Origin of the sequence: Alcanivorax sp. HI0007 (genome assembly GCF_001635525.1) — a bacterium.
Classification (GTDB): Bacteria; Pseudomonadota; Gammaproteobacteria; order Pseudomonadales; family Alcanivoracaceae; genus Alcanivorax.
Genome location: NZ_LWEJ01000247.1, coordinates 1 through 21,164, shown reverse-complemented (window position 1 = coordinate 21,164; position 21,164 = coordinate 1). Strand labels below are relative to the sequence as shown.

General features: G+C 58.9%; 22 protein-coding genes. 16 read left to right on the top strand and 6 right to left on the bottom strand.

The genetic code is table 11. The features are described from left to right. Positions 1 to 64: 64 nt before the first annotated feature. The 8 genes from ftsY (at position 65) to trmB (ending at position 6,990) form a co-directional block, all read left to right on the top strand. Positions 65 to 1,255 (top strand): signal recognition particle-docking protein FtsY, encoded by a 1,191-nt coding sequence (gene ftsY, locus A3714_RS13340; RefSeq protein ID WP_063509731.1) that lies wholly within the window; start codon positions 65 to 67, stop codon positions 1,253 to 1,255. 211 nt (positions 1,256 to 1,466) lie between these two features. After that, on the top strand, positions 1,467 to 2,150 hold the full coding sequence (ftsE, locus tag A3714_RS13335) for a cell division ATP-binding protein FtsE (RefSeq protein WP_062814872.1): 684 nt from the start codon (positions 1,467 to 1,469) through the stop codon (positions 2,148 to 2,150). Next, entirely contained in the window at positions 2,140 to 3,168 is a 1,029-nt protein-coding gene (gene ftsX / locus A3714_RS13330) for a permease-like cell division protein FtsX (RefSeq protein ID WP_231866039.1), read from the top strand. The genes ftsE and ftsX overlap by 11 nt, the downstream gene beginning before the upstream one ends. A gap of 282 nt (positions 3,169 to 3,450) precedes the next feature. After that, on the top strand, positions 3,451 to 4,314 hold the full coding sequence (rpoH, locus tag A3714_RS13325; RefSeq protein ID WP_062814874.1) for an RNA polymerase sigma factor RpoH: 864 nt from the start codon (positions 3,451 to 3,453) through the stop codon (positions 4,312 to 4,314). A 392-nt stretch (positions 4,315 to 4,706) separates the two neighbouring features. Continuing rightward, positions 4,707 to 5,075, top strand: coding sequence for a DUF423 domain-containing protein (locus A3714_RS13320; protein ID WP_063509733.1), 369 nt, complete (start codon positions 4,707 to 4,709; stop codon positions 5,073 to 5,075). Positions 5,076 to 5,083: 8 nt separating this feature from the next. Further along, positions 5,084 to 5,281 (top strand): sulfur carrier protein ThiS, encoded by a 198-nt coding sequence (thiS, locus tag A3714_RS13315; protein ID WP_062814876.1) that lies wholly within the window; start codon positions 5,084 to 5,086, stop codon positions 5,279 to 5,281. Positions 5,282 to 5,329: 48 nt separating this feature from the next. Then, positions 5,330 to 6,109, top strand: a complete 780-nt coding sequence (locus tag A3714_RS13310; protein ID WP_062814877.1) for a thiazole synthase — start codon at positions 5,330 to 5,332, stop codon at positions 6,107 to 6,109. Positions 6,110 to 6,273: 164 nt separating this feature from the next. After that, the gene (gene trmB, locus A3714_RS13305; RefSeq protein WP_063509734.1) at positions 6,274 to 6,990 is read left to right on the top strand and encodes a tRNA (guanosine(46)-N7)-methyltransferase TrmB; all 717 of its coding nucleotides are present in this window, start codon (positions 6,274 to 6,276) and stop codon (positions 6,988 to 6,990) included. Between the two features lie 152 nt (positions 6,991 to 7,142). Here trmB and A3714_RS13300 read toward each other — a convergent pair whose 3' ends face one another. Beyond that, positions 7,143 to 8,444, bottom strand: coding sequence for an MFS transporter (locus A3714_RS13300; protein ID WP_063525714.1), 1,302 nt, complete (start codon positions 8,442 to 8,444; stop codon positions 7,143 to 7,145). Positions 8,445 to 8,534: 90 nt separating this feature from the next. On the opposite strand from A3714_RS13300, the gene A3714_RS13295 reads away from it, so the two are divergent. The 5 genes from A3714_RS13295 (at position 8,535) to A3714_RS13275 (ending at position 12,456) form a co-directional block, all read left to right on the top strand. Then, complete coding sequence (locus A3714_RS13295; protein WP_063508948.1) at positions 8,535 to 9,050, top strand: hypothetical protein; 516 nt, start codon at positions 8,535 to 8,537, stop codon at positions 9,048 to 9,050. Positions 9,051 to 9,146: 96 nt separating this feature from the next. Further along, complete coding sequence (locus tag A3714_RS13290) at positions 9,147 to 10,349, top strand: homoserine O-acetyltransferase (RefSeq protein ID WP_063508949.1); 1,203 nt, start codon at positions 9,147 to 9,149, stop codon at positions 10,347 to 10,349. Further along, entirely contained in the window at positions 10,342 to 10,932 is a 591-nt protein-coding gene (metW, locus tag A3714_RS13285) for a methionine biosynthesis protein MetW (protein ID WP_062814882.1), read from the top strand. Before A3714_RS13290 ends, metW begins: the two co-directional genes overlap by 8 nt. A 174-nt stretch (positions 10,933 to 11,106) precedes the next feature. Then, a complete protein-coding gene (gene rdgB / locus A3714_RS13280) occupies positions 11,107 to 11,694 on the top strand; it encodes an RdgB/HAM1 family non-canonical purine NTP pyrophosphatase (RefSeq protein ID WP_062814883.1) in 588 nt (195 codons plus the stop codon). Between the two features lie 75 nt (positions 11,695 to 11,769). After that, positions 11,770 to 12,456, top strand: coding sequence for a hypothetical protein (locus tag A3714_RS13275; RefSeq protein ID WP_063508950.1), 687 nt, complete (start codon positions 11,770 to 11,772; stop codon positions 12,454 to 12,456). On the opposite strand, the gene A3714_RS13270 is transcribed toward A3714_RS13275, so the two are convergent. Then, positions 12,447 to 12,896: a YaiI/YqxD family protein gene (locus A3714_RS13270; protein WP_062814885.1), complete on the bottom strand. Its 450-nt coding sequence runs from the start codon at positions 12,894 to 12,896 to the stop codon at positions 12,447 to 12,449. The two genes, A3714_RS13275 and A3714_RS13270, sit on opposite strands and share 10 nt — an antisense overlap. Positions 12,897 to 13,035: 139 nt before the next feature. Here A3714_RS13270 and hemW point away from each other — a divergent pair, with 139 nt between their 5' ends. Then, on the top strand, positions 13,036 to 14,187 hold the full coding sequence (hemW, locus tag A3714_RS13265) for a radical SAM family heme chaperone HemW (protein WP_063508951.1): 1,152 nt from the start codon (positions 13,036 to 13,038) through the stop codon (positions 14,185 to 14,187). A gap of 64 nt (positions 14,188 to 14,251) precedes the next feature. After that, the gene (locus A3714_RS13260) at positions 14,252 to 15,007 is read left to right on the top strand and encodes a TetR/AcrR family transcriptional regulator (RefSeq protein ID WP_231866040.1); all 756 of its coding nucleotides are present in this window, start codon (positions 14,252 to 14,254) and stop codon (positions 15,005 to 15,007) included. A 181-nt stretch (positions 15,008 to 15,188) separates the two neighbouring features. Here the strand turns inward: A3714_RS13260 and A3714_RS13255 are convergent, their stop codons facing one another. The 4 genes from A3714_RS13255 to mutM form a co-directional block, all read right to left on the bottom strand. After that, positions 15,189 to 18,116 carry an Ig-like domain-containing protein gene (locus A3714_RS13255; protein ID WP_063508952.1) on the bottom strand — a complete coding sequence of 976 codons (2,928 nt, stop codon included), beginning with the start codon at positions 18,114 to 18,116 and terminating at the stop codon, positions 15,189 to 15,191. A gap of 14 nt (positions 18,117 to 18,130) precedes the next feature. Continuing rightward, positions 18,131 to 18,646, bottom strand: a complete 516-nt coding sequence (locus A3714_RS13250) for a porin family protein (protein WP_063508953.1) — start codon at positions 18,644 to 18,646, stop codon at positions 18,131 to 18,133. A 62-nt stretch (positions 18,647 to 18,708) separates the two neighbouring features. Then, entirely contained in the window at positions 18,709 to 19,044 is a 336-nt protein-coding gene (locus A3714_RS13245; RefSeq protein ID WP_063508954.1) for a hypothetical protein, read from the bottom strand. Between the two features lie 176 nt (positions 19,045 to 19,220). Continuing rightward, entirely contained in the window at positions 19,221 to 20,030 is an 810-nt protein-coding gene (mutM, locus tag A3714_RS13240) for a bifunctional DNA-formamidopyrimidine glycosylase/DNA-(apurinic or apyrimidinic site) lyase (protein WP_063508955.1), read from the bottom strand. Between the two features lie 136 nt (positions 20,031 to 20,166). On the opposite strand from mutM, the gene A3714_RS13235 reads away from it, so the two are divergent. Then, a partial coding sequence (locus tag A3714_RS13235; RefSeq protein ID WP_197463418.1) for a hydantoinase/oxoprolinase N-terminal domain-containing protein occupies positions 20,167 to 21,164 on the top strand: 998 nt, incomplete at its 3' end.

The window sequence follows — 21,164 nt, the reverse complement described above, 5'->3', positions numbered from 1 at the left end:
CTTGCAGCCTCATTGCAAAGGAAGAGGCCCGATTTACCCTCTTCGCGATTGGATAAGACTGAACATGAGCGACGAAGTTTCCCGCGACGACGACAACGCCCCGAAGCCGGAAGAAAAAAAGACCGGTTTCTGGAAGCGCATGTTTACCGGTGTGGATGCCGACGAACTGAATGAGACAGGAGCCGAGCCGGAGCCGCAAGCGACCCACCCCGGTGAGCCCCGAACCGAGCCGACGCCTCCGGCCACGCCCCAGCCGGAAGCGGCCCCTGTCACCCCGGCTCCGCAGGCTGAAAATCAGGCCCAAACGGCGGATGACGGTGACGAGGGCGGCAGCTTCTGGACCCGCATGAAGCAGGGCCTGGGCAAGACCCGCAAGGGTCTGGGCAAGGGCCTGGCAGACCTGCTGGTAGGCGCCAAGGAAATCGACGACGAGATTTTCGAGGAAATCGAAACCCAGCTGCTGGTCGCCGATGTAGGCGTGGAAGCCACCGATGTAATCATCGAGGCGCTGACCGGCCAGGTCAGCCGCGAGGAACTGGTGGATGCGGATGCTCTCTATGAATCCTTGCAGAACGAGCTGCGCAAACTGTTGGTTCCGGTTGATCAGCCACTGAAGATCGACGCAGATAAAAAGCCCTATGTGATTCTCATGGTGGGCGTGAACGGGGTCGGCAAGACCACCACCATCGGCAAGCTGGCCTGCCGCTTCAAGGCGGAAGGCAAGAACGTGATGCTGGCCGCCGGCGACACCTTCCGCGCCGCCGCGGTGGAGCAGCTGCAGGTCTGGGGCGAGCGGAACGACATCCCGGTGGTGGCCCAGCACACCGGCGCAGATTCCGCCTCGGTAGTCTATGACGCCGTCCAGGCCGCCCAGTCCCGCGGCGCCGACGTGTTGATCGCCGACACCGCCGGCCGTCTGCACACCCGCGGCAACCTGATGGAAGAGCTGACCAAGGTCACCCGGGTGATGAAGAAACTGATTCCGGACGCGCCCCACGAAGTGCTGCTGGTACTGGACGCCGGCACCGGCCAGAATGCCATCCAGCAAGCCGAGCAGTTCCGCGATGCCGCCGGCGTGACCGGGTTGGCACTGACCAAGCTCGACGGCACCGCCAAAGGCGGTATCCTGTTTGCCTTGGCCAAACGCACTGGTCTGCCGATTCGTTTTATCGGTGTCGGGGAACGACTGGAAGACCTGCGCCCCTTCCATGCGGAAGAGTTTGTGCAGGCGTTGTTTGAAGACGTGGCGGGGTAGCAACACCCTTCGCCAATAGCACCGTAGGAGCGGCGCCTGAGGCGCGAAGCCCGACAGTTGCGAGTTTCGAGAAGCGAGTTTCGAAAAGACAGAACCTTTTGCTTTTCGCTACTTTCAACTCGCTCCTCGCAACCCGGGCTTGTTCGTGCCTCATACCCACAGGGCACAGTGAACGCGCTTCTACAACAGCATAACTGTCCGAAGGACTCTCATGATTCAGTTTGACCGGGTCAGCAAACGCTACCCGAATGGCAAAGACGCACTCAGCAAGGTGAGCTTCACGCTCCCTGCCGGGCAGCTGACGTTTTTGACCGGTCACTCCGGGGCGGGTAAATCCACCCTGTTGAAGCTGATCATGATGCTGGAGCGCCCCACCCAGGGTCAGGTGTTCATCGAAGGCCAGAACCTGAACGGGTTCGGCAACCGCCATATTCCCCTGCTGCGCCGCAAGATCGGCATGGTTCACCAGAACCACCAGTTGCTGTTCGACCGCACCGTGTTCGACAACGTGGCCCTGCCACTGATCATCGCCGGCTACGCCCGCAGCGATATCGGCAAGCGGGTACGCGCCGCCCTGGACAAGGTGGGTCTGCTGGACAAGGAAAAGCTCAACCCCATCATGCTCTCCGGCGGCGAACAACAGCGGGTGGGCATTGCCCGGGCAGTGGTCAACAAGCCGCCGCTGCTGCTGGCGGACGAACCCACCGGTAACCTGGACCCGGCCCTCTCTGAGGAGATCATGGATCTGTTCAAGGACTTCGCCCGGGTAGGCGTGGCCGTGCTGATTGCCACCCACGACCTGAGCCTGATCGCCCGCTACAACCATCGCCTGCTGACCCTGCGTGAAGGCCGACTAATCCACGATGGCGATGAAGGGGGGCACCATGGCAGCTAACAAGGGGCCCAGGAACGCCACTCCAATCAAGGCCAACCGCCAGAAGCCGGAGCGGGTGCGCCGGGTGGCCGGCGCCCACAGTGCCCGCACCTCCCTGCAGGACCGCTTCCGCAGCTGGCGCCAGCACCATCAGGACTCTTTCCGGGATGCGCTGCAGCGGCTCAACGCGGCCCGGGCCAGCAGTGCCATGACCATCCTGGTGATCGCCATTGCCCTGGCCTTGCCCGCCGGTCTGGCGGTGCTGCTGGACAATGCCCGTGCCATTACCCGCGGCTGGGACGGCAATGCCCACCTGTCCGTGTTTCTGGACATGAACATCAACGAGCAGCGCCAGCGGCAGCTGGCCCGGGACTGGCAGGGCCTCGACAACATTACCCGCACCGAGGTCATCACCCGGGAACAGGCGCTGGCAGAATTCAAGGCCCTGTCCGGCTTCGGCGAGGTGCTGGAAGCCCTGCCGGACAACCCGCTACCGCCGCTGATCGTGGTATACCCGGATGAGACCGACCCGGTTACCCTGCGCGCCCTGGAAAACCGCCTGGCGGAGGCCGACGGGGTGGATCTGGTTCAGCTGGATGTGGAGTGGGTGCGCCGTCTGCACGCCCTGATCGAGCTGGGCGAACGGCTGATTTCGGCCCTCACCCTGGCCCTGGCCGCCGCCGTGGTGCTGGTGGTGGTGAACACCATCCGCCTGGCCATCGAAAGCCGCCGGGAGGAAATCGTGGTGGTGAAGATCGTCGGCGGCACCGACGGCTTCGTGCGCCGGCCCTTCCTGTACTCCGGTTTCTGCTTCGGTTTCGCCGGCGGCGCCACCGCTGTGATCCTGGTACAGGTGGCATTGTGGTGGCTGGGCGGGCCCATCGACGAATTGCTGGCCCTGTACAATAGTGATGAATCACTCACCGCCATGGCCGCATCCAGCCTGATCGTCCTGCCTGTTTTCAGTGGCATCCTCGGGCTGCTGGGCGCCTGGTTGGCGGTGGGCCGGCACCTGGGGGATATCGAGCCGAATTTCTGAGCCACGACGCCCCAGCCGGCTCAGTGGCGAGGGACGAGGAGCGAAAGGCTTTTCGAAACCCGGACCTCACCACTGGCTTCTCATCCCCCGGAACCTTCCCCCGTTATTCTCGTCCAATTCTCTGTTCATCCCCGGTTCACATGGCCGGTCTAGACTCGATACTTGCCCATCGACTGGCTTAATCGCCGGGAACCTTTTTACCTATTAGCACTCCAATCAACCGAGTGCTAATATCATGGCACACATGGATAGACATCGGTCTTCAACGAGGAGACAACGCGCATGACAACCCCTTCCACTCAGGCACAGGCGCTTATGCTGGCAGTACCGGGTAACAACCTGGACGCCTATATGCGAGCCGTTAATGCCGTGCCGGTGCTCAGCGCAGACGACGAACAACGTTTGGCAGAACAGTATTACTACGAGCAGGACCTGGATGCCGCCCGCAACCTGGTTCTGGCCCATCTGCGGTTTGTGGTCCATATCGCCCGCAGCTACACCGGCTATGGCCTGCCTCTGGGCGACCTGGTCCAGGAAGGTAACGTGGGCCTGATGAAAGCGGTGAAGCGTTTCGACCCTACCAAGGGTGTGCGTCTGGTGAGCTTTGCCGTGCACTGGATCAAAGCGGAAATTCACGAGTACGTCATCAAGAACTGGCGCATCGTGAAAGTGGCGACCACCAAGGCCCAGCGAAAACTGTTCTTCAACCTGCGTGGCCAGAAGAAACAGCTGGGACGCCTGAGCATGGAAGAGGCGCAACGGGTGGCTGACGATCTGGGCGTTACCGCCGCCCAGGTCAAGGAAATGGAAGGCCGACTGGGCGCCTATGATGCCAGCTTTGACGGCCCCACCAGTGATGATGATGACAATACTGTGGTTTCCCCGGCCGCTTACCTGCACAGCGATAACAGCGATCCGGCGGATCTGCTGGCCGAGCAGGATCAACAGGAACGGGAAAGCCGCCAGCTGGGCTCTGCCCTGATGGCACTGGATGAACGCAGCCGCGACATCCTCGAACGTCGCTGGCTGGCTGACCAGAAGTCCACCCTCCAGGATCTGGCCAACGAATACGGCGTGTCCGCCGAGCGAATTCGCCAGCTGGAAAACAACGCCATCAAGAAACTGCGCAACGCCATCGCGGCGTAACTACGCAGCAAGTCACATGCAAGGCCCCTTTCTAGGGGCCTTTTTTACAGACCCCAACGCGTTCCACTAGCCCCCTGTAGGAGCGCCTCTTGAGGCGCGAACCGCCCGCCAGCGTGGAAATCAACCGCAGGGCGATCAGGAATCACAGGGCTCGACAGATTTATACAAGAACGGTTGCAATAAATTTAAGCCGTTGTTGCCTCATTGCATCCGGTTCGCACCTCAAGGGGTGTTATTCGCTGCGCTCACCCTTCGGGCCGCACTGCACTACGTGCGTTACTCCGTTACGCTCCGTTCCTACAGCGGCCTTGAATATCCCGACGGCGAGATAATTCCGGTACACTATGCAACTCGAGGCGGCACCCGACATGACCGCCACAGCGGAGCAATGCATGAAAATTCTGCTCGTACTCGGCGCCCTGAACGGCACGCTGGCCGTTATCTTCGGCGCCTTTGGTGCCCATGGCCTGAAATCCCGCGTGGACGACTCCATGCTTGCCGTGTGGTCCACCGCCAGCGAGTACCATTTCTACCATGCTCTGGCCATGCTGCTATGCGGGCTACTGGCCAAGGCATTTGGCGCCAGCGGCATGGTCACCGCTGGCTGGGTACTGTTTGCCGGCACCCTGGTGTTCAGTGGTAGCCTGTATGTGATGGTGCTCAGCGGTCAGAAGTGGCTCGGCGCCATTACCCCGCTGGGCGGCACCGCGCTGATCATCGGCTGGCTGATGCTGGCCTGGTCCCTGTTCAAGGCAGTTTGATCTCTATCATGAAGCTTACCGTCAACGGCGATACCCTGACCCTGGATGGCACCACCATTGCGGATCTGGTGACACAACTGAACCTGACCGGCCGCCGGCTGGCGGTGGAAGTGAACCGGGATATTGTTCCGAAAAGCCAGCATGGCGATTTCACCCTGAAAGACGGTGACGTGGTGGAGATTGTCCATGCCATTGGCGGTGGCTGACACTGCCCGACCCTATTCCATTCGCAGTAACCTGACTCCGAGGCCCCCATGTCCGACCTGCTGACCATTGCCGGTAACACCTATTCCTCCCGACTGCTGATCGGCACCGGCAAATACAAGGATTTCGACGAAACCCGCGAGGCCATCGAAACCAGCGGCGCGGAGATCGTCACCGTGGCCATTCGCCGTACCAATATTGGCCAGAATGCAGATGAGCCCAACCTGCTGGATTTCATCAGCCCGGACAAATACACCATTCTGCCCAACACCGCCGGCTGCTTCTCCGCCGAGGATGCGGTGCGTTGCTGCAAGCTGGCCCGGGAGCTGCTGGATGGCCACGACCTGGTCAAGCTGGAAGTGCTGGGCGATCAAAAAACCCTGTACCCCAACATTCCCCACACCCTGAAAGCCGCCCGGGAACTGATCGACGATGGCTTCAACGTCATGGTCTACACCAATGACGACCCGATTGTGGCCAAGGAACTGGAAAGCATGGGCTGTGTGGCGGTCATGCCACTGGGCTCACTGATCGGTTCCGGGCTGGGCATTCTCAACCCCCACAACATCCGCCTGATCATGGAAGACGCCAAGGTGCCAATCATCGTGGACGCGGGCGTCGGCACCGCCTCGGATGCGGCCATTGCCATGGAAATGGGCTGCGATGGGGTATTGCTCAACTCTGCGGTGGCCCATGCGCAGAAGCCGGTATTGATGGCGTCGGCCATGCGAAAAGCCATCGAAGCCGGGCGTGAAGCTTTCCTGGCAGGACGCATGCCCCGCAAGGCCTACGCGTCTGCTTCCTCCCCGCTGGACGGTATCAGTCGATAAAAAATGGCGCCGATCTTGGGGGAGAGTCGGCGCCAGGGGGAATGGGTTTTCAATACCATGACTTGCAGGATCATAATCCCCCTTCGTTCATCAAGATGACGTGAACTCCTCCGGGCCACGGTTTTTGCTACAATCGCCCCCCGCTCAACTCACCTGGCAATCCCATGCTCGACTTCATCAAACAGGATAAAGACCCGGAAACCGGCAAGGTCATGCGCAAGGTACGCAGCTTTGTGTTGCGCGAAGGCCGCCTTACCGCCGGACAGCGCAACGCCCTGGACAATCTCTGGCCACAGTTTGGCCTGGAACGGGCGGATGGCATGCTGGACCCGCAGACCGTATTTGGCCGCGATGTGCCCCGGGTGCTGGAAATCGGCTATGGCATGGGACACTCCCTGGCGGATATGGCCCAGGCCGATCCGGACAAGGACTTTATCGGTATTGAAGTGCATCGCCCGGGCGTGGGCGCCCTGTTGATGGAAATCCAGCAGCGCGGACTGAGCAACCTGCGCAGCTACTGCGATGACGCGGTGGAGATTCTCGAGCTGTGCATCCCGGATAACAGCCTGGCCCGGGTGCAACTCTATTTCCCCGACCCCTGGCACAAGAAAAAGCACCACAAGCGCCGCATCGTCCAGCCCGCCTGGGTAGCCCTGGTGCAACGCAAGCTGCAACCCGGCGGCGTGCTGCACATGGCCACGGACTGGGAAAACTATTCCGAGCATATGATGGACGTGATGAACGACGCCGACGGTTTCACTAACCTGGCCGGCGCCGGGCAGTTCTCACCACGGCCGAGCTGGCGCCCGGAAACCAAATTTGAGCGGCGCGGGGAAAAACTGGGGCACGGGGTCTGGGATCTGTTGTTTGAGAAGGGCTGAGCTGCAAGCGACAAGGCGCGGGCCAGGCCATTCCGAACGGAAACGCTCTTCTGCCCGCAATCCCAACGGATTTTCCGCGCGGAGCAGTATGTTGCCGGGTTGGCAGCGGACCGAATCTCGCGTTGCAGCTTGTAACTTGAAGCTTGCCTTCCTCAAACCTCTTTCAGCAATCTCGCACTGACGACCCCTGTCGCTCCCATCATCCCCAGCACCAGCAAGGCCCAGTCATTACCCAACATCGCCACCCCGGCACTGATGCCACCCACTGCCAGCAGCAGAACGCCGATAACGGTATTACTGACGGCGGTGTAGTCCGTTCGCTTGTTACCACCGGCCATATCGACCATGTAGGTCTTGCGGCCGATGCGCACGCCGGCATGGGCGATGGCGAGCACAAAGAAGGCCAGGGGATAGAGCCAGTGAAGCCAGTCAGTCTGCGGCCCCCAGGCGGCAAGCCCACCGGCCAGCAGACAGACCAGCGCCGCCAGCCCGCCACCGCGCACCATCACATTACGGCTGGAGGTATCGGCCATATACCCCCAGACGGTGGCGCTGACGGCACTGGCCAGGCTGGATGCCAGCACAAAGCTGCCCAGCAGGAGTGGCAGCGAGGCCTGGGCCTGGGCCACCAGCACCAGAAACGGCGAAGCCAGCGACGACGCCATCAGCAGGGCCCGGGTGATCACGAAACGCCGGAAAGGGGCATCGTTTTTCAGCAGGCCGAGACTGGCAACGGCTTCCTTGAAGGCGTTATTTCCCCCTTCGCTGGCCCCGGGAAATTCGTCCACGGTGAAGAACACCACGGCAGCGATCAGCCAGGCCACCCCTGCCGCTGTCAGCAGTGCACTGTAAAAGGCCATGGTGGGATCGGAATCCCCCCGGAAAATCACCAGCGACAGGGCAAAGGTAATGGCCCCTGACAGGGTCGCAGACAACCCGGTAAGGCGGCCGCGGCGGGATTTGGGAATACATTTGCCCTGCACATCTTTCATCGCCACCGAGCAGAAGCCCCGACTGATGCTGAACAGGATCAGCAAGCCCACAATCGTCAGGCCCGCCTCCATGCCCTCCAGCATCCACACAGCGGCGGCCATCCCCAGCACTGCCAGCCCCTGCAGGGCCGCCCCCAGTACCCAGAACCCCTTGCGTACCGGATAGCGGCGCACCATGGCGCCAATCATCAACTGGGGAATCAGCGAGCCCGACTCCCGGATGGGAACCAGCAATGCCGCCAGGGACGAGGGAGCTCCCACCGCCGTGATCAACCAGGCCAGCACGGTTTTCGGGTTGATCAGCAGATCGCCGATCTTGGTCAGGGTATTGGCGCTGATGATGCGAAAGAAATTCCCCGGCACCTCCCGGCAGGCGGCATCACTGATGTCCTTGCAGGTTCGCGCATCCTCCTCGTTGGCCACCTGGGCATAAAGGCGCTCGAGAAGATCCTGTTTTGCCATGCTTCACCCCATCTTGATCACTTTTTGACCCGGCCCTCACTGTGGCAGGCTTAGCGTGAACCCAACATATAACGACGGAGGGTAAGACGTATGTATCGGGTTTACTATCTCGTCCCCAACCTGCAACAGGTTCGCAACGCGATCTCCCGCCTGGACACCGCCGGCATCGGTGGTGAACGCATCCACGTGATGGCCCGGGATGCGGGCGAGCTGGATCGTCACGGCATCAATGCCACCACCCCCTGGGAAGATACCGACATCATGAGCAACGGCTACAGTGGTGCCACTCGCGGCCTGCTGATCGGTCTCATCGCCGGCTATGCCATTGCCTTTATCGACCCCTGGGGCGTGGACGCCCATCTGGGCGTATGGCTACTCACCGCCCTGTTCTTCACCTGCTTCGGCGCCTGGGCCGGAGGGCTACGTGGCATCTCCCATGCCAACCACCATCTGTCCCCCTACCTGCAATCCGTGAAGAACGGCAACTATCTGATTCTCATCGATGTGGACCGCAAGCATGAACGCAATCGCGTCCACCAGGCTCTGGACCATCACATCGAAATCCGCAATCAGGGCGAAGAGGAGCATTTCTCCCCCCTGGCCTGAATCACAGGCAAATTACACGCCCTGTCGCCCGGTAGTCGATTGCACGGCTACCGGGCGGGCTTTAGACTTTGCGGCATCCTTAGCAAGCGAGTCATCATGCCGCAACCGATCCCCCAAGATGCTCCATGGGCTGCCGAAGACTCCGTCGGTCTGGTCGAGCCCAGAACGCTGTCGTTTGATACGGCTCTCGAACTGGAGTGCGGTCGCACTCTTTCGTCCTATGAGCTGGTCTACGAGACCTACGGTACCCTCAACGACGACGCCTCCAATGCGGTGCTGATCTGTCATGCCCTGTCCGGCCATCACCATGCCGCCGGATACCACAGCGAGGATGACAAGCGCCCCGGCTGGTGGGATACCTGCATCGGCCCGGGCAAGGTCATCGATACCAACCGCTTTTTCGTGGTGAGCCTGAACAATCTGGGTGGCTGTCACGGCTCCACCGGGCCGGCTTCCATCAACCCGGACACCGGCCAGCCCTGGGGGCCGGATTTTCCCATGATGACGGTAAAGGACTGGGTCAACAGCCAGGCCAGGCTGGCGGATGTGCTGGGCATCTCACGCTGGGCCGCGGTGATCGGCGGCAGCATGGGCGGCATGCAGGCGCTGCAGTGGTCCATCGACTATCCGGATCGGCTCAGCCATGCGGTAGTCATTGCGGCGGCCCCGAAACTGTCCGCCCAGAACATTGCCTTCAACGAAGTGGCGCGCCAGTCGATTCTCACTGACCCCAACTTCCATGGCGGTCGCTATTACCTGCACGATACCTATCCCCGGCAGGGGCTGATCCTGGCGCGTATGGTGGGTCATATCACCTACCTGAGCGACGACGCCATGCGCATGAAATTCGGCCGCGACCTGCGTGCCGGTCGCTTTCATTTCGGCTTCGACGTGGAATTCCAGGTGGAATCCTATCTTCGCCACCAGGGGGAAGTGTTCTCGCGCAACTTCGACGCCAACACCTACCTGCTGATGACCAAGGCGCTGGATTATTTCGACCCGGCCCGGGAATTCGATAATTCCCTGGAAACCGCCCTGGCAAAACCGGAGTGCAAGTTTCTGGTCATGTCGTTCACGTCCGATTGGCGTTTTGCGCCGGAGCGCAGCCGGGAAATCGTCAACGGCCTGGTCCACGCCGGCCGCGATGTGAGCTATGCGGAAATCGACACCCCCAAGGGGCATGACGCTTTCCTGCTGGACATCCCTGAATACACCAAGCTGTTCGGCGCCTACATGCACAGGGTCGCCAACGAGGTGGAAAATGGCGTAAACCCTGTGGAGGCAGGCAACCATGCGTGATGACCTGCAACTGATCAGCGACTGGATCCCCGCGGACGCCAGCCTGCTGGACCTGGGCTGCGGCGACGGCACCCTGCTGGCCCATCTGAAACAGCACAAACAGATCCGTGGTTATGGTCTGGAGATCAACCAGGACAACCTGGCGGCCTGCTTCGAAAAAGGCGTCAACGTGCTGGAGCAGGATCTGGACGAAGGGCTGGGCAACTTCCAGAATCACCGCTTCGATTACGTGGTTATGACCCAGGCTCTGCAGGCAGTACTGCGCCCGGATCAGATCCTCAACGAAATGCTGCGCGTGGGTCGCGAGGCGATCATTACCTTCCCCAACTTCGGTCACTGGCGGGTCCGCGCCTACCTGGGCCTGAAGGGGCGCATGCCAGTGTCTTCCGCACTGCCCTACGAGTGGTACAACACCCCCAATATCCACCTGTGCACCGTGCAGGATTTCGAAACCCATTGCCGAAAAAGCAACATCCGCATCCTGGAACGCCAGGTGATCAACCGCCACCATCGCAGCGGTTTACTGGCACGGCTCTGGCCCAATCTGTTCGGGGAAATTGCGATTTATCGGGTTACGGTATAGATCGATGCTTCCAACCCACCCGGAGGAGCGTCGCTGGCGGCGCGAACCCAGTTACGAGTAACGAGAAGCGAAAACCTTCAATCTTTAGCGGCTTCCGGGTTTTGACTTTCGAAACTCGCTTCTCGCAACTCGTTACTCCACGCTCCTACGCATTAACAGATACTGGAATTGACCATGGAAAAAATCGTTCTCGCCTCCGGCAACGCCAAAAAACTCGCCGAAATGCAGCGCCTGCTGGAGCCACTGGATATCCAGGTGGTGGCCCAGAGTGAATTTTCCGTTCCGGAAGCGGAGGAAACCGGCACCACCTTTGTGGAAAACGCCATCATCAAGGCCCGTAATGCCAGCAAATACACCGGCCTGCCCGCTATCGCCGATGACTCGGGGATTGAAGTGGAAGCGCTCAATGGTGCCCCCGGGGTGTATTCAGCCCGGTTTTCCGGGGTTGGCGCCACCGACGCCAAGAACAATGCCCTGCTGGTGGAAATGCTGGCGGATGCGCCGGACGTCTCCCGTGACGCCCGTTATGTGGCGGTGATCGTGCTGATGCGCCACGAGGACGATGCCACGCCATTGATCTGTCAGGGCATCTGGAATGGGGAAATTGTCCTGGAACCGGCGGGCGACCAGGGGTTTGGTTACGACCCTCACTTTTTTGTAAGGGAAAAGAACTGCACCGCCGCCCAGTTACCGCCGGAAGAGAAAAACGCACTCAGCCATCGGGGCAAGGCCATGGCCCAATTGATCCAGGCCCTGCAGTAAGCGTCGATAGCCCCCTTCACCCGTATATCGCGCTTGACTGCTAGCATGGTTTTCACTTGTTGCAGGGATGCCACTATGACAAAACAGCAGCCTGTCGCTGCCAGCATTCTGGCTCTGGCTACCTCGCTGGCCCAGGGCAGCGGCCTGGAAGGCACCTTCCATTCACAATGGCAAAGCCGCTATGTCACCGAAGGCCGGGACAACCTGGACAGCAATCCTCTGGTGACCGCCGGGGTTGATCTGACCCACCGGGACGTTACCGCCGGGGTCTGGCAAGGCTGGGCCAACGGCAGTGATTACCGGGAAAACAATCTCTTTGTTGAATACGCGCCATACGTGGAGCGCTGGAGCCCCTATCTCAACGTCACCTACCTGCAGTTCCATCCACAGGGGCCGGACGACGTGGAAACCGGTGCCGGGTTTTCTGCACCGATCCAGCCCTGGTTATCCCTGTCACTGGATGGCACCTGGAGCAAACAGGCGTCCGGAGCTTTCTACGCTCTGACCGTGCACAGTCAACGCGAACTGGCCCCGGGATGGACAGGCAAGCTGTATCTCACCCAGACCTATGATGATGGCTATGCCAGTGAAGACTATAACGGCCCCAACCACCGGGAAGCGGGGGTACAACTGCGCTGGAAGGTACTGCCGGCTCTGGACCTGCACGCGGGCTGGCAACATAGCTGGGCCGGAGAAGACGTGCGCCGGGACGGTGGCGACGACCTGAGCTGGGGCCAGGCCGGCCTGACAAGCTACTTCTGAATACGGGCCAGCCAGCGATCCAGGGCATTGGCAAAACGCCCCTTGTCCTGGTTGGAGTAGCTGCTGGGCCCACCGGTCTGCATACCGGCGGAACGCATCTCCTCCATGAAATCGCGCATGTTGAGACGCTCGCGCACGGTATCCTTGTCCAGCCAGTGCCCGTGGGGCGTCACTGCCTCCGCCCCCTTGGCCACGACTTCCGCCGCCAGCGGAATATCCTGCGTGACCACCAGATCCCCCGGCTGACAACGGCGAACAATCTCGTTATCCGCCACATCAAATCCCTGCCCCACCTGAATGGCGCGGATCAACGGAGAGCGAGGCACCGCCACCGGCTGATTGGCCACCAGGGTGCAGGGAATCTGCACCCGCTGCGCCGCCCGAAACAACACCTCTTTCACCGGCCGCGGACAGGCGTCCGCATCTACCCAGATATGCATAAATCAGTGAACAGTTAATAGTGAATAGTTAACAGCGAAGGTCAAAAGACACACACCTCCACCCCGGCAGTTTGCTACCATACCCGAACCCAGTGAATTTTAGCTGTTCACTGTTCACTTTTAACTGTTCACTGTCCTCATGCCCCTCAAGAATCCGCCGCTCTCCCTCTACATCCACACGCCCTGGTGTGTACGCAAGTGCCCTTATTGCGACTTTAATTCCCATGAGCGGGGCGAATTGCCGGAGGCGGCTTATCTGCGGGCATTGTTGGCGGACCTGGACCAGGACCTGCCGCTGATCGGGGATCGGACAGTGGAAACCGTCTTTATTGGCGGTGGCACGCCAAGCCTGCTGTCCGGCGATTTTTATCGGCAGCTGTTTCAGGGTATCCGGCAACGGCTGCTGTTGAGTGAACAGGCTGAAATCACCCTGGAGGCCAACCCCGGCACCGTGGAAGCCGGCCGATTCGCCGGCTTTCGCGAAGCCGGCATCAACCGGCTGTCGATCGGGGTGCAAAGTTTCAATAACACCCATCTACAGGCCCTGGGGCGGATCCATGACGCCAGTGCCGCAATCCAGGCCGCCCGCCAGGCCAGGGAGGCCGGCTTCACCACCTTCAACCTGGATATCATGCATGCACTACCCGGTCAGACCCGGGCACAGGCGCTGGACGATCTTCAACAGGCCATGGCGCTGCAACCGACTCACCTGAGCTGGTATGAGCTGACCATCGAGCCCAACACGGTCTTCTTCCGTTCTCCACCGGATCAGCCAAGTCCGGACCATATGGCCGATACCGAACAGGAAGGCTTTGCGCTGCTCGCCAGCCAGGGCTACCAACGCTATGAAGTCTCCGCCTTTGCCAGGGACGGTCACGCCTGCCGCCATAATCTGAATTACTGGCAGTTCGGGGACTATCTGGGCATCGGGGCCGGCGCCCACGGCAAGATCACCGACACCCACCACGGCACCATTCACCGCTATCAGAAAACCCGCAAGCCGGAAGATTACCTGGCTGATCCGCAGCAGGCCCGTCGCCAGTATCACCCCGTGGCCAGGGAAGACCGGCTATTCGAAGCCCTGATGAACGGGCTGCGACTGGTGGAAGGAGTCCGGTTACAGACTGTAGAGGACAACACGGGGCTTCCTGCGGCACAATGGACTCATTATCTGGGGGAACTCCGGCAACAGGGCTTGCTGGAGATCACCGATCAGCGAGTGCATTGCACCGAAAAGGGCATGCACCACCTGAACGGGGTATTGGCAAGGCTGGCCGAGGCACTGTCGTAAAGCGCTTGAACCACCCTGCAATGCTATTCAACATTGTTTCCATGCATCACGATAGATACCGACTATGATGAAGACACGGAGCGGGCGCGAACAGGCGCTGGCAGAACGCGAACAACTGTTTATCGAAGCCACTCGCCAGCAACTGTGCAATGAAGGCCTGCTCGGCATTCAAATGGCGGCCATTGCCCGCAGCTGCAATTTTGCCACCGGCACCCTTTATCATCATTTCGCTTCAAAAGAAGATCTGCTGATCGCCGTCTGCACGGAACTGACCACCACCCGCCGGGATTACTTCCAGCGCGTCGCCGACTCCGACCTGAGCACCCGTGACAAGATGCTGGCCTTTGCCGTGGCCTATGCCCTGTTTGCCCAACATTACCCGGAACACTTCCGGCTGGAACAATATGTCATGACCGAAGTGGTCTGGCAGGCAGCGTCCGCCAGTCGCCGGGAACAGCTTCTGGAAGCAACCCAACCCATCGGCCGCATGGTGGAACAGGTGGTCAAGGACGCGATCAAGGACGGTGAACTGGAAGCCCATGGCCTGGCGCCACTGGCTTTCAGCATCGGCCAGTGGTCCATGAGCATGGGCATGCACACCCTGATCCATGCGGAAGGTATTCTGGATATGTATGACCTAAAAGATCCCTACCGGATGCTGCTGCGCAATATCCAGCTGCAGCTCAATGCCATGCAGTGGCAACCGCTGGCAGATGACCCCTTTGATGATGGTGCGCTCGACCAGAAAGTCGACGATCTATGCAAGGTACTTTTCAGCGATCTATGCACTGAAAAGCAACACTGCCTCGCACTAGGCTAATTTAAATCCATCAAACCCGGCGCCTAACTTGACGACTCAAACCCTGTCTTTGGCATCTTTTTATTAAATTAAACAAGCAACACAAAACCGAAATTGGACCACTACAATTAACACCCCCTCATAAAAAAACGGCCTAAGCACTTGGGTACTTAGGCCGTTTTTAATTGCTAGTATTACTGCATCAGTTAACCGGCACGATCCGGGTCACTGCTTGACCAGATGGAGGATCCACCGTTATCACGAGTGGCAAGAAGTTCTGCCCCTCCGGATTTTTTGTGAATGCGAATGAACAGAACGCAGGTTCTGTAGTAGAGCCAATCGTGCACTCCGTGGCACCCGCAGATATCAGCATATCACCAGGATCAACCGAGATAGTTGTACCCTGCTCAGGAGCATTACCATTCAGGTCTGCCACCATGGGAGAGATTGTAAAACCTCCCACATCTGCATAAGTGACGCTTTGAATAAAGCCTTCAGGTGACACCGTTACGCCATTCACGGGAGCGCCAGCGACAGAGTTAACAAAAAGTGCATCAGCCCACCCTTGCGGGGATTCATTACTTCCACTCGCAAGCCAAGCCTGCTGAGAAACCCATTCGGAGTTACTCAAATCTGCATTACCCATAAAGGGATAAAGTTGAGTATCAGATGTAGATGATACAATCACAATTTGTCTTCTCACATAGATCCGACAATCCCCGCCTTGAGCACAATCACCGTTAATACCGTTATATTGGCCATTACGCTGCTGGTAGCTTCCCTCATTTTCAATATTGAAGAAAACATTATTGGGAGGAACGCCGTATAAACCGGTTTCGTTGGCATCCACGAATGGATCTGGCAAATCCACGTATACCCGATCACTGTTATCCGCGGCAGTCCCCCATATTGAGTCACCATTCGTGTCGATGAATGATTCGACTCCAGGCGTATAGACGAGCACCGTACTGCGGCCGAAACGATCATGCAGCCCACAATAACCCCGGGCAACACCGTACTGCGATACAAACTCGCCTGGTTGCTGCGCGCTGGCGCATGCCCTTGCCTTTTTAAAGGGATCAAATTTCTCTTCCCGCAATCCCTGGCTATTCCAGGTCACAGAGCAGGTTCCCTCTACGGTCTGACAGCTGGAACCGATTTTACCCAGCTCCGCCACAAACTGAATGTTGGTACCGTCAGGTACAGGGTTACCAAACTGGTCCGCAGCGCTTGCCGTAACCTGAGATGGCGTATTCACGAACGAGCCGCCACCTGGAGATGGGTTTGCCGAACTAACAGCAATTCGAAAGTTTTCCTGAACCGGCAAGCCTGCACTTATTGATAGAGCATTTGTACTGGTGGTGACGGTTGGGAGGGCTGTGAGCGTCGCCTGGACTGCCAACGATGTAGGCACCGTACCGGAATTCACCTGCACGCTGACCTCACCCTGAGAGTTGCTCTGGCGTACGATTTCCGTTTGGCCGCCGGCAAACACAATTCCGCCGATAGTGGTCGAGAGGGTGAACGTGACATCCGCAGGAGAAGTAAGCGGCGTGCCATTCTCGTCTTTCAACAGGAAAAACAGGGTGGCACTTTCCTGACCGCCCACCGATGCAGACCCTTTGATGCTCAGCTGCCCGTCAGCCGGGTCCGAGCCAAGATATTCAATGGAAGACGGCGCCGCATTTTCGATGGCAATAGTGGCGGACTGTGCCTGAAGCTGCTCACCGTTCACTGTAGCAAACGCACGGACACTGTCGGAATCACACCCTGCACCAGCAGTATAGGTCACCGTGACGACACCGCTGCGAGCAATTTTGCTTGCCTCCACCTGAGACGTGCCACAATTTACGCTCTGGAAAGTCACTTCCGTTTCGTCAGTGTAGGCAGTACCCGCAGTGACATTGCGGAGGTTGCCGGTGACGGTAATCGTGCTTCCGGCAGCAATATCATCATTACTGAGGCCCAGCACGCCTTGCTGGAAGTTGACCCCGTCATCGAAACCAAATTGCACTTCGTCCTGTACCGCATTGAAAACGCGTTCTTCAACAACGGTCTGGTTATCAAAATCCGTGGTTGCCTGAATCGTGCCCGCACCAGAGTCGTTACCGATATCCAGGGACACCGTTGCCTGGCCAGATGCATTGGTGAGCACTTTGCCCGTGGAGGGCGACAACGTCCCCAAATCTGTAGAGAAAACCACAATTTTGTTTTGCTGCGTCGCACCCGCGGAGTTTCTCACCTCAACAGTAATATTCTCGGGTTGAGAAGAATTGATCTCCGTGGGCATCTGCACAAAGGAAATTGTACCAACCTGGACATCGCTGCCGGACCCATCGGTAACGAAATTCACCGTAGCATTAAGGTTCCCGTAGGATGCGGTGGCCGTGGCAGCGCCCGCAGATGATCCCGCCGACAGGTTCACGCTGGCACAACCATCATTCTGCGTCAGCGCGGTGCCGGAAGCAGGGGAAATCACACCCAGTGAGGTCTGAAATACAATAACTTCACCCTGAACCGGGTCACCTTCAGAATCCACCAGGCACCCTTTTAACAGGCCCAGCTGGTCACGACTCACTTCGGATATGTTGACGGTATCATTCTGATCACGCAGCACCAGAGACAATGCATTACTGTTATCAACGGTGCCGCCGCCGCCAGTGGCGTCGCCCAGGGTTTCAAAGTTCACAATAGCCCGAGCGTCAGAGTCCGGAATACCAGCAATCAGCTGACCAGCGCCCTCTACATCTCCGGCTCGCAGAACAATGGTCGCCACCCCATTCGCGTCCGTCAGCGCGGTACCACCTTCAGGTGACAACTCACCCAAAGAGGCCTGAAATTCGACGATGATGTTTTCCTGCGGAGCTCCATTTTGGGTAACCCTCGCTCTGGCCCTTGCAGGATTATTCGCTGAGATAGGGTTCATGGCGCTGCCGATAGCGCCTCCGGCGAGGTCACTCAAGCTAACGGTCACAGAAAACCCAGAACCATCACCAGTACCCGGGGTGCCGCCGTTTCCAGGAATCAGGTCCTTACTGCTACCGCCGCCACATGCGGAAATCATCAAGGCCAGCAGACCCAACATAAAACCTGCCAGCAACCTCAAGGGCGCCTTGTTTATCTGAGACATTTCCTTCCCCCACTTCAAAACTGATGAACCAGGCCGACTGATGGGCCTTTGTAAGTTACGTCCCCGATATCGTAATACTGGGTATATTCCACATTGACACCGAGGTGTTCACCAAATATGACATCGGCCCCCACTCCATAGGAGACGTCCTCAATAGTATTTTTGAAAGTCCTGACGGCTCTTTCAATCTTTTCTTCCGCTGCGGTAAAACCAACCAGGGCATAGGGTCGTACCGAACCAAACCGATACCCCAGACCCAAATACGCGCCCGCATGATAATTAAAACGGTACTTGGAGTTATCAGAAGCTTCGTCCGTAAGAGTAGTTCCCAGCCGCATTTCCGCACTGACATACTCGTTGATATGGCCGCCCAAACGGGCAAACACTTCGCCGGTATCAAAATCGTCACTGCCGAAGAAACGATCATCCTGTTCAAGCTGGGTATAGTTGATTCCGATAAAACCGTCGTCTGCCGTTGCCAGACATGGCATCAGTACCAGCAAGGTAGCGGCCCCCGCAAATACTCTCATTGTTCTCTCCTTAGCGTCCGCAAAGCCCCGGACGTTTCTTATTTTACAAATGGGTCAGAAGACTAGTAATCCGTTGTGTTCTGGGCAGGGGTACAGCCCAGGCAACGCAGGAATGTTGAGCGAGCAGGCGTTTTTACCAACACTTCGGCAGCTTCGTCTTCATTTTTTCCCAAAAGCGTAAAAGGCAGGGAAACCGTATACACAGCAGTGCCAACGATTGTCGCCCCCAGCATCAGCGGACGCACCAGGACGGTATCCGCTATCATGGCAATTTCCCCTGGCCGGTTTCCGTCGATGTCATCCATCTGGCTAGCCTGGGCTGCAACTGGAGACATTGCCCCAAAAGCCATGCTGATCGCGAGTGCGGATGCCACTACCGGGCGCTTTGCTCGCTTCATGGTGAGTCCCTCTTTGAGTCTTGATTCTTATAGTTAAAGTATCGCTAACATTATTACTGCTAAGTCGTTAATATTCCGACAATTGCATCACAATCTACACCTTTGTTCGTAGCCCAGCAATAGGGAGAATGATCAATTCATGACCAGCGGCAGCCGGGTGCGGACCAGGTCTCATCCTAGCGCTGACATTGCGGACAGTAGCTGGTGCTCCGTTGACCGTGACGATCGGCCTTGAGCAGGGTCCCGCACTGCAAGCAAGGCTGGCCCGCCCGACCATAGACATGGAGGGACTGGGCAAAATAGCCGGGCTGACCATCGGCGCGGGTAAAGTCTTTCAGGGTGGTGCCACCGGCCCCAATGGCCCGAGCCAAGACAGCCTTGATGGCATCCGCCAGACGCTGATAACGCTCACGTGAAATACGCCCTGCTGGCCGGGACGGGTGAATGCCGGCGAGAAACAGGCTTTCCTGCGCGTAAATATTGCCCACCCCGACCACCGTGGCGTTGTCCATAATGAAGCTTTTCACTGCCACTTTTCGCCCCCGGGAGCGGCGGAACAACCCGTCACCATGGAAATCCTCACCCAGCGGCTCCGGCCCCAGGGCCGCCAGCAATGCATGGGGCTCAGCGCCCGGCTGATACAACACACTGCCAAAACGACGGGGGTCGTTGAAACGCAGCACCTTGCCGCTGTCCAGCAGCAGATCCACATGGTCATGCTTGCGCAATGGCAATGCCGCGTCCACCACTCGCAAGGTGCCGGACATGCCCAGATGGATCATCAACTGTCCGGCCTCCAGCTCAATCAGCAGGTACTTGGCGCGACGACGCAAGGCGATAACCGGACAATCCTTCAGCCCATAGAGCGCCTCACTGACAGGCCAGCGCAACCGGGATTCACGAACCGTAACGGCGCTCAGGATGCGGCCTTCCAGGTGGGGGCGAATGCCCCTGAGGGTGGTTTCCACTTCAGGTAATTCGGGCATGGAGAAAGCAGTAAATAGTTAATAGTTAACAGTGAATAGTTAAAATTCACCCGCTTCGGGTATGGTAGCACCACCGGGGCCAACAGATGCGCCCTGTTTGTCGCTGTTAACTTTTCACTGTTCACTATTAACTGCTATGTCCGTTTCCTACTGGCTCGGTGTCGACACCGGCGGCACCTTTACCGACTTTGTGCTGCTCGGCGACGGCGAGCCGCGTATCCACAAGGTGCTGTCCACCCCCTCGGCTCCCGAGCAGGCCATCCTGCAAGGTATCGCCGAGCTTGGACTCAAGGACGCCATGGCCGCGGGCCAGCTGGCCATCGTTCACGGCACCACCGTGGCCACCAATGCGGCACTGGAAGGCAAAGGCGCACGCACAGTACTGATCACTAATCATGGACTGGAAGACATTCTGCGCATTGGCCGTCAGAACCGAGCCGAGCTCTATAACCTGACACCGACGCCACCGCCCTCGATGCTGGACACAGTGAATGTTGAAGGCAGCCCTGCCCGGCTCGACGCCCGGGGCAAGGAAGTCATACCGCTCAGTGACGCGGACCTGACGCAACTGGTAGAGAAGGTGCTCGCTCATCAGCCCCAATCCGTGGCTCTGTGCCTGCTGTTCTCCTATCTCAACCCCGCCCACGAGCAACGCATCCGCCAGGCCCTGGAGGCAGCCGGACTGCCGGTCAGTGCGTCCCATGCCATTCTGCCGACTCGGGGAGAATACGAGCGCGGCATGGCTACCTGGCTGAACGCCTGGCTGGCCCCCAAGGTGGCAGATTATCTGCAGCGACTTCAGCAGGCCACAGACCCCGCGCCTCTGGCCATCATGCAATCCCATGGCGGCACCATTGCCTCGGACCAGGCCGCCGGGCTGGCGGTCAATCTGCTGCTGTCCGGCCCTGCCGGCGGTCTCGCCGCCGCCAGGCGCCTGGGGGAGCAACTCCGGCAGCCCCGATTGATGACGTTCGACATGGGCGGCACGTCCACCGACGTGGCCCTCCTGGACGGCGACCTGCGTCTTACCCAGCAGGGCCATATTGGCCCCTATCCAGTGGCGGTCCCCATGGTGGACATGCATACCATTGGCGCCGGTGGCGGTTCACTGGCCTATGTGGATGATGCCGGCCT

What these genes read in the sequence shown, in the direction of transcription:
- trmB (WP_063509734.1), top strand. Translation starts at nt 6,274, where the DNA reads ATGCTCGACTTCATCAAACAGGATAAAGACCCGGAAACCGGCAAGGTC.
- A3714_RS13300 (WP_063525714.1), bottom strand. Translation starts at nt 8,444, where the DNA reads ATGGCAAAACAGGATCTTCTCGAGCGCCTTTATGCCCAGGTGGCCAAC.
- A3714_RS13295 (WP_063508948.1), top strand. Translation starts at nt 8,535, where the DNA reads ATGTATCGGGTTTACTATCTCGTCCCCAACCTGCAACAGGTTCGCAAC.
- A3714_RS13290 (WP_063508949.1), top strand. Translation starts at nt 9,147, where the DNA reads ATGCCGCAACCGATCCCCCAAGATGCTCCATGGGCTGCCGAAGACTCC.
- metW (WP_062814882.1), top strand. Translation starts at nt 10,342, where the DNA reads ATGCGTGATGACCTGCAACTGATCAGCGACTGGATCCCCGCGGACGCC.
- rpoH (WP_062814874.1), top strand. Translation starts at nt 3,451, where the DNA reads ATGACAACCCCTTCCACTCAGGCACAGGCGCTTATGCTGGCAGTACCG.
- mutM (WP_063508955.1), bottom strand. Translation starts at nt 20,030, where the DNA reads ATGCCCGAATTACCTGAAGTGGAAACCACCCTCAGGGGCATTCGCCCC.
- A3714_RS13310 (WP_062814877.1), top strand. Translation starts at nt 5,330, where the DNA reads ATGTCCGACCTGCTGACCATTGCCGGTAACACCTATTCCTCCCGACTG.
- A3714_RS13260 (WP_231866040.1), top strand. Translation starts at nt 14,252, where the DNA reads ATGATGAAGACACGGAGCGGGCGCGAACAGGCGCTGGCAGAACGCGAA.
- A3714_RS13320 (WP_063509733.1), top strand. Translation starts at nt 4,707, where the DNA reads ATGAAAATTCTGCTCGTACTCGGCGCCCTGAACGGCACGCTGGCCGTT.
- hemW (WP_063508951.1), top strand. Translation starts at nt 13,036, where the DNA reads ATGCCCCTCAAGAATCCGCCGCTCTCCCTCTACATCCACACGCCCTGG.
- A3714_RS13245 (WP_063508954.1), bottom strand. Translation starts at nt 19,044, where the DNA reads ATGAAGCGAGCAAAGCGCCCGGTAGTGGCATCCGCACTCGCGATCAGC.
- ftsE (WP_062814872.1), top strand. Translation starts at nt 1,467, where the DNA reads ATGATTCAGTTTGACCGGGTCAGCAAACGCTACCCGAATGGCAAAGAC.
- ftsX (WP_231866039.1), top strand. Translation starts at nt 2,140, where the DNA reads ATGGCAGCTAACAAGGGGCCCAGGAACGCCACTCCAATCAAGGCCAAC.
- A3714_RS13255 (WP_063508952.1), bottom strand. Translation starts at nt 18,116, where the DNA reads ATGTCTCAGATAAACAAGGCGCCCTTGAGGTTGCTGGCAGGTTTTATG.
- A3714_RS13270 (WP_062814885.1), bottom strand. Translation starts at nt 12,896, where the DNA reads ATGCATATCTGGGTAGATGCGGACGCCTGTCCGCGGCCGGTGAAAGAG.
- rdgB (WP_062814883.1), top strand. Translation starts at nt 11,107, where the DNA reads ATGGAAAAAATCGTTCTCGCCTCCGGCAACGCCAAAAAACTCGCCGAA.
- A3714_RS13275 (WP_063508950.1), top strand. Translation starts at nt 11,770, where the DNA reads ATGACAAAACAGCAGCCTGTCGCTGCCAGCATTCTGGCTCTGGCTACC.
- A3714_RS13250 (WP_063508953.1), bottom strand. Translation starts at nt 18,646, where the DNA reads ATGAGAGTATTTGCGGGGGCCGCTACCTTGCTGGTACTGATGCCATGT.
- ftsY (WP_063509731.1), top strand. Translation starts at nt 65, where the DNA reads ATGAGCGACGAAGTTTCCCGCGACGACGACAACGCCCCGAAGCCGGAA.
- thiS (WP_062814876.1), top strand. Translation starts at nt 5,084, where the DNA reads ATGAAGCTTACCGTCAACGGCGATACCCTGACCCTGGATGGCACCACC.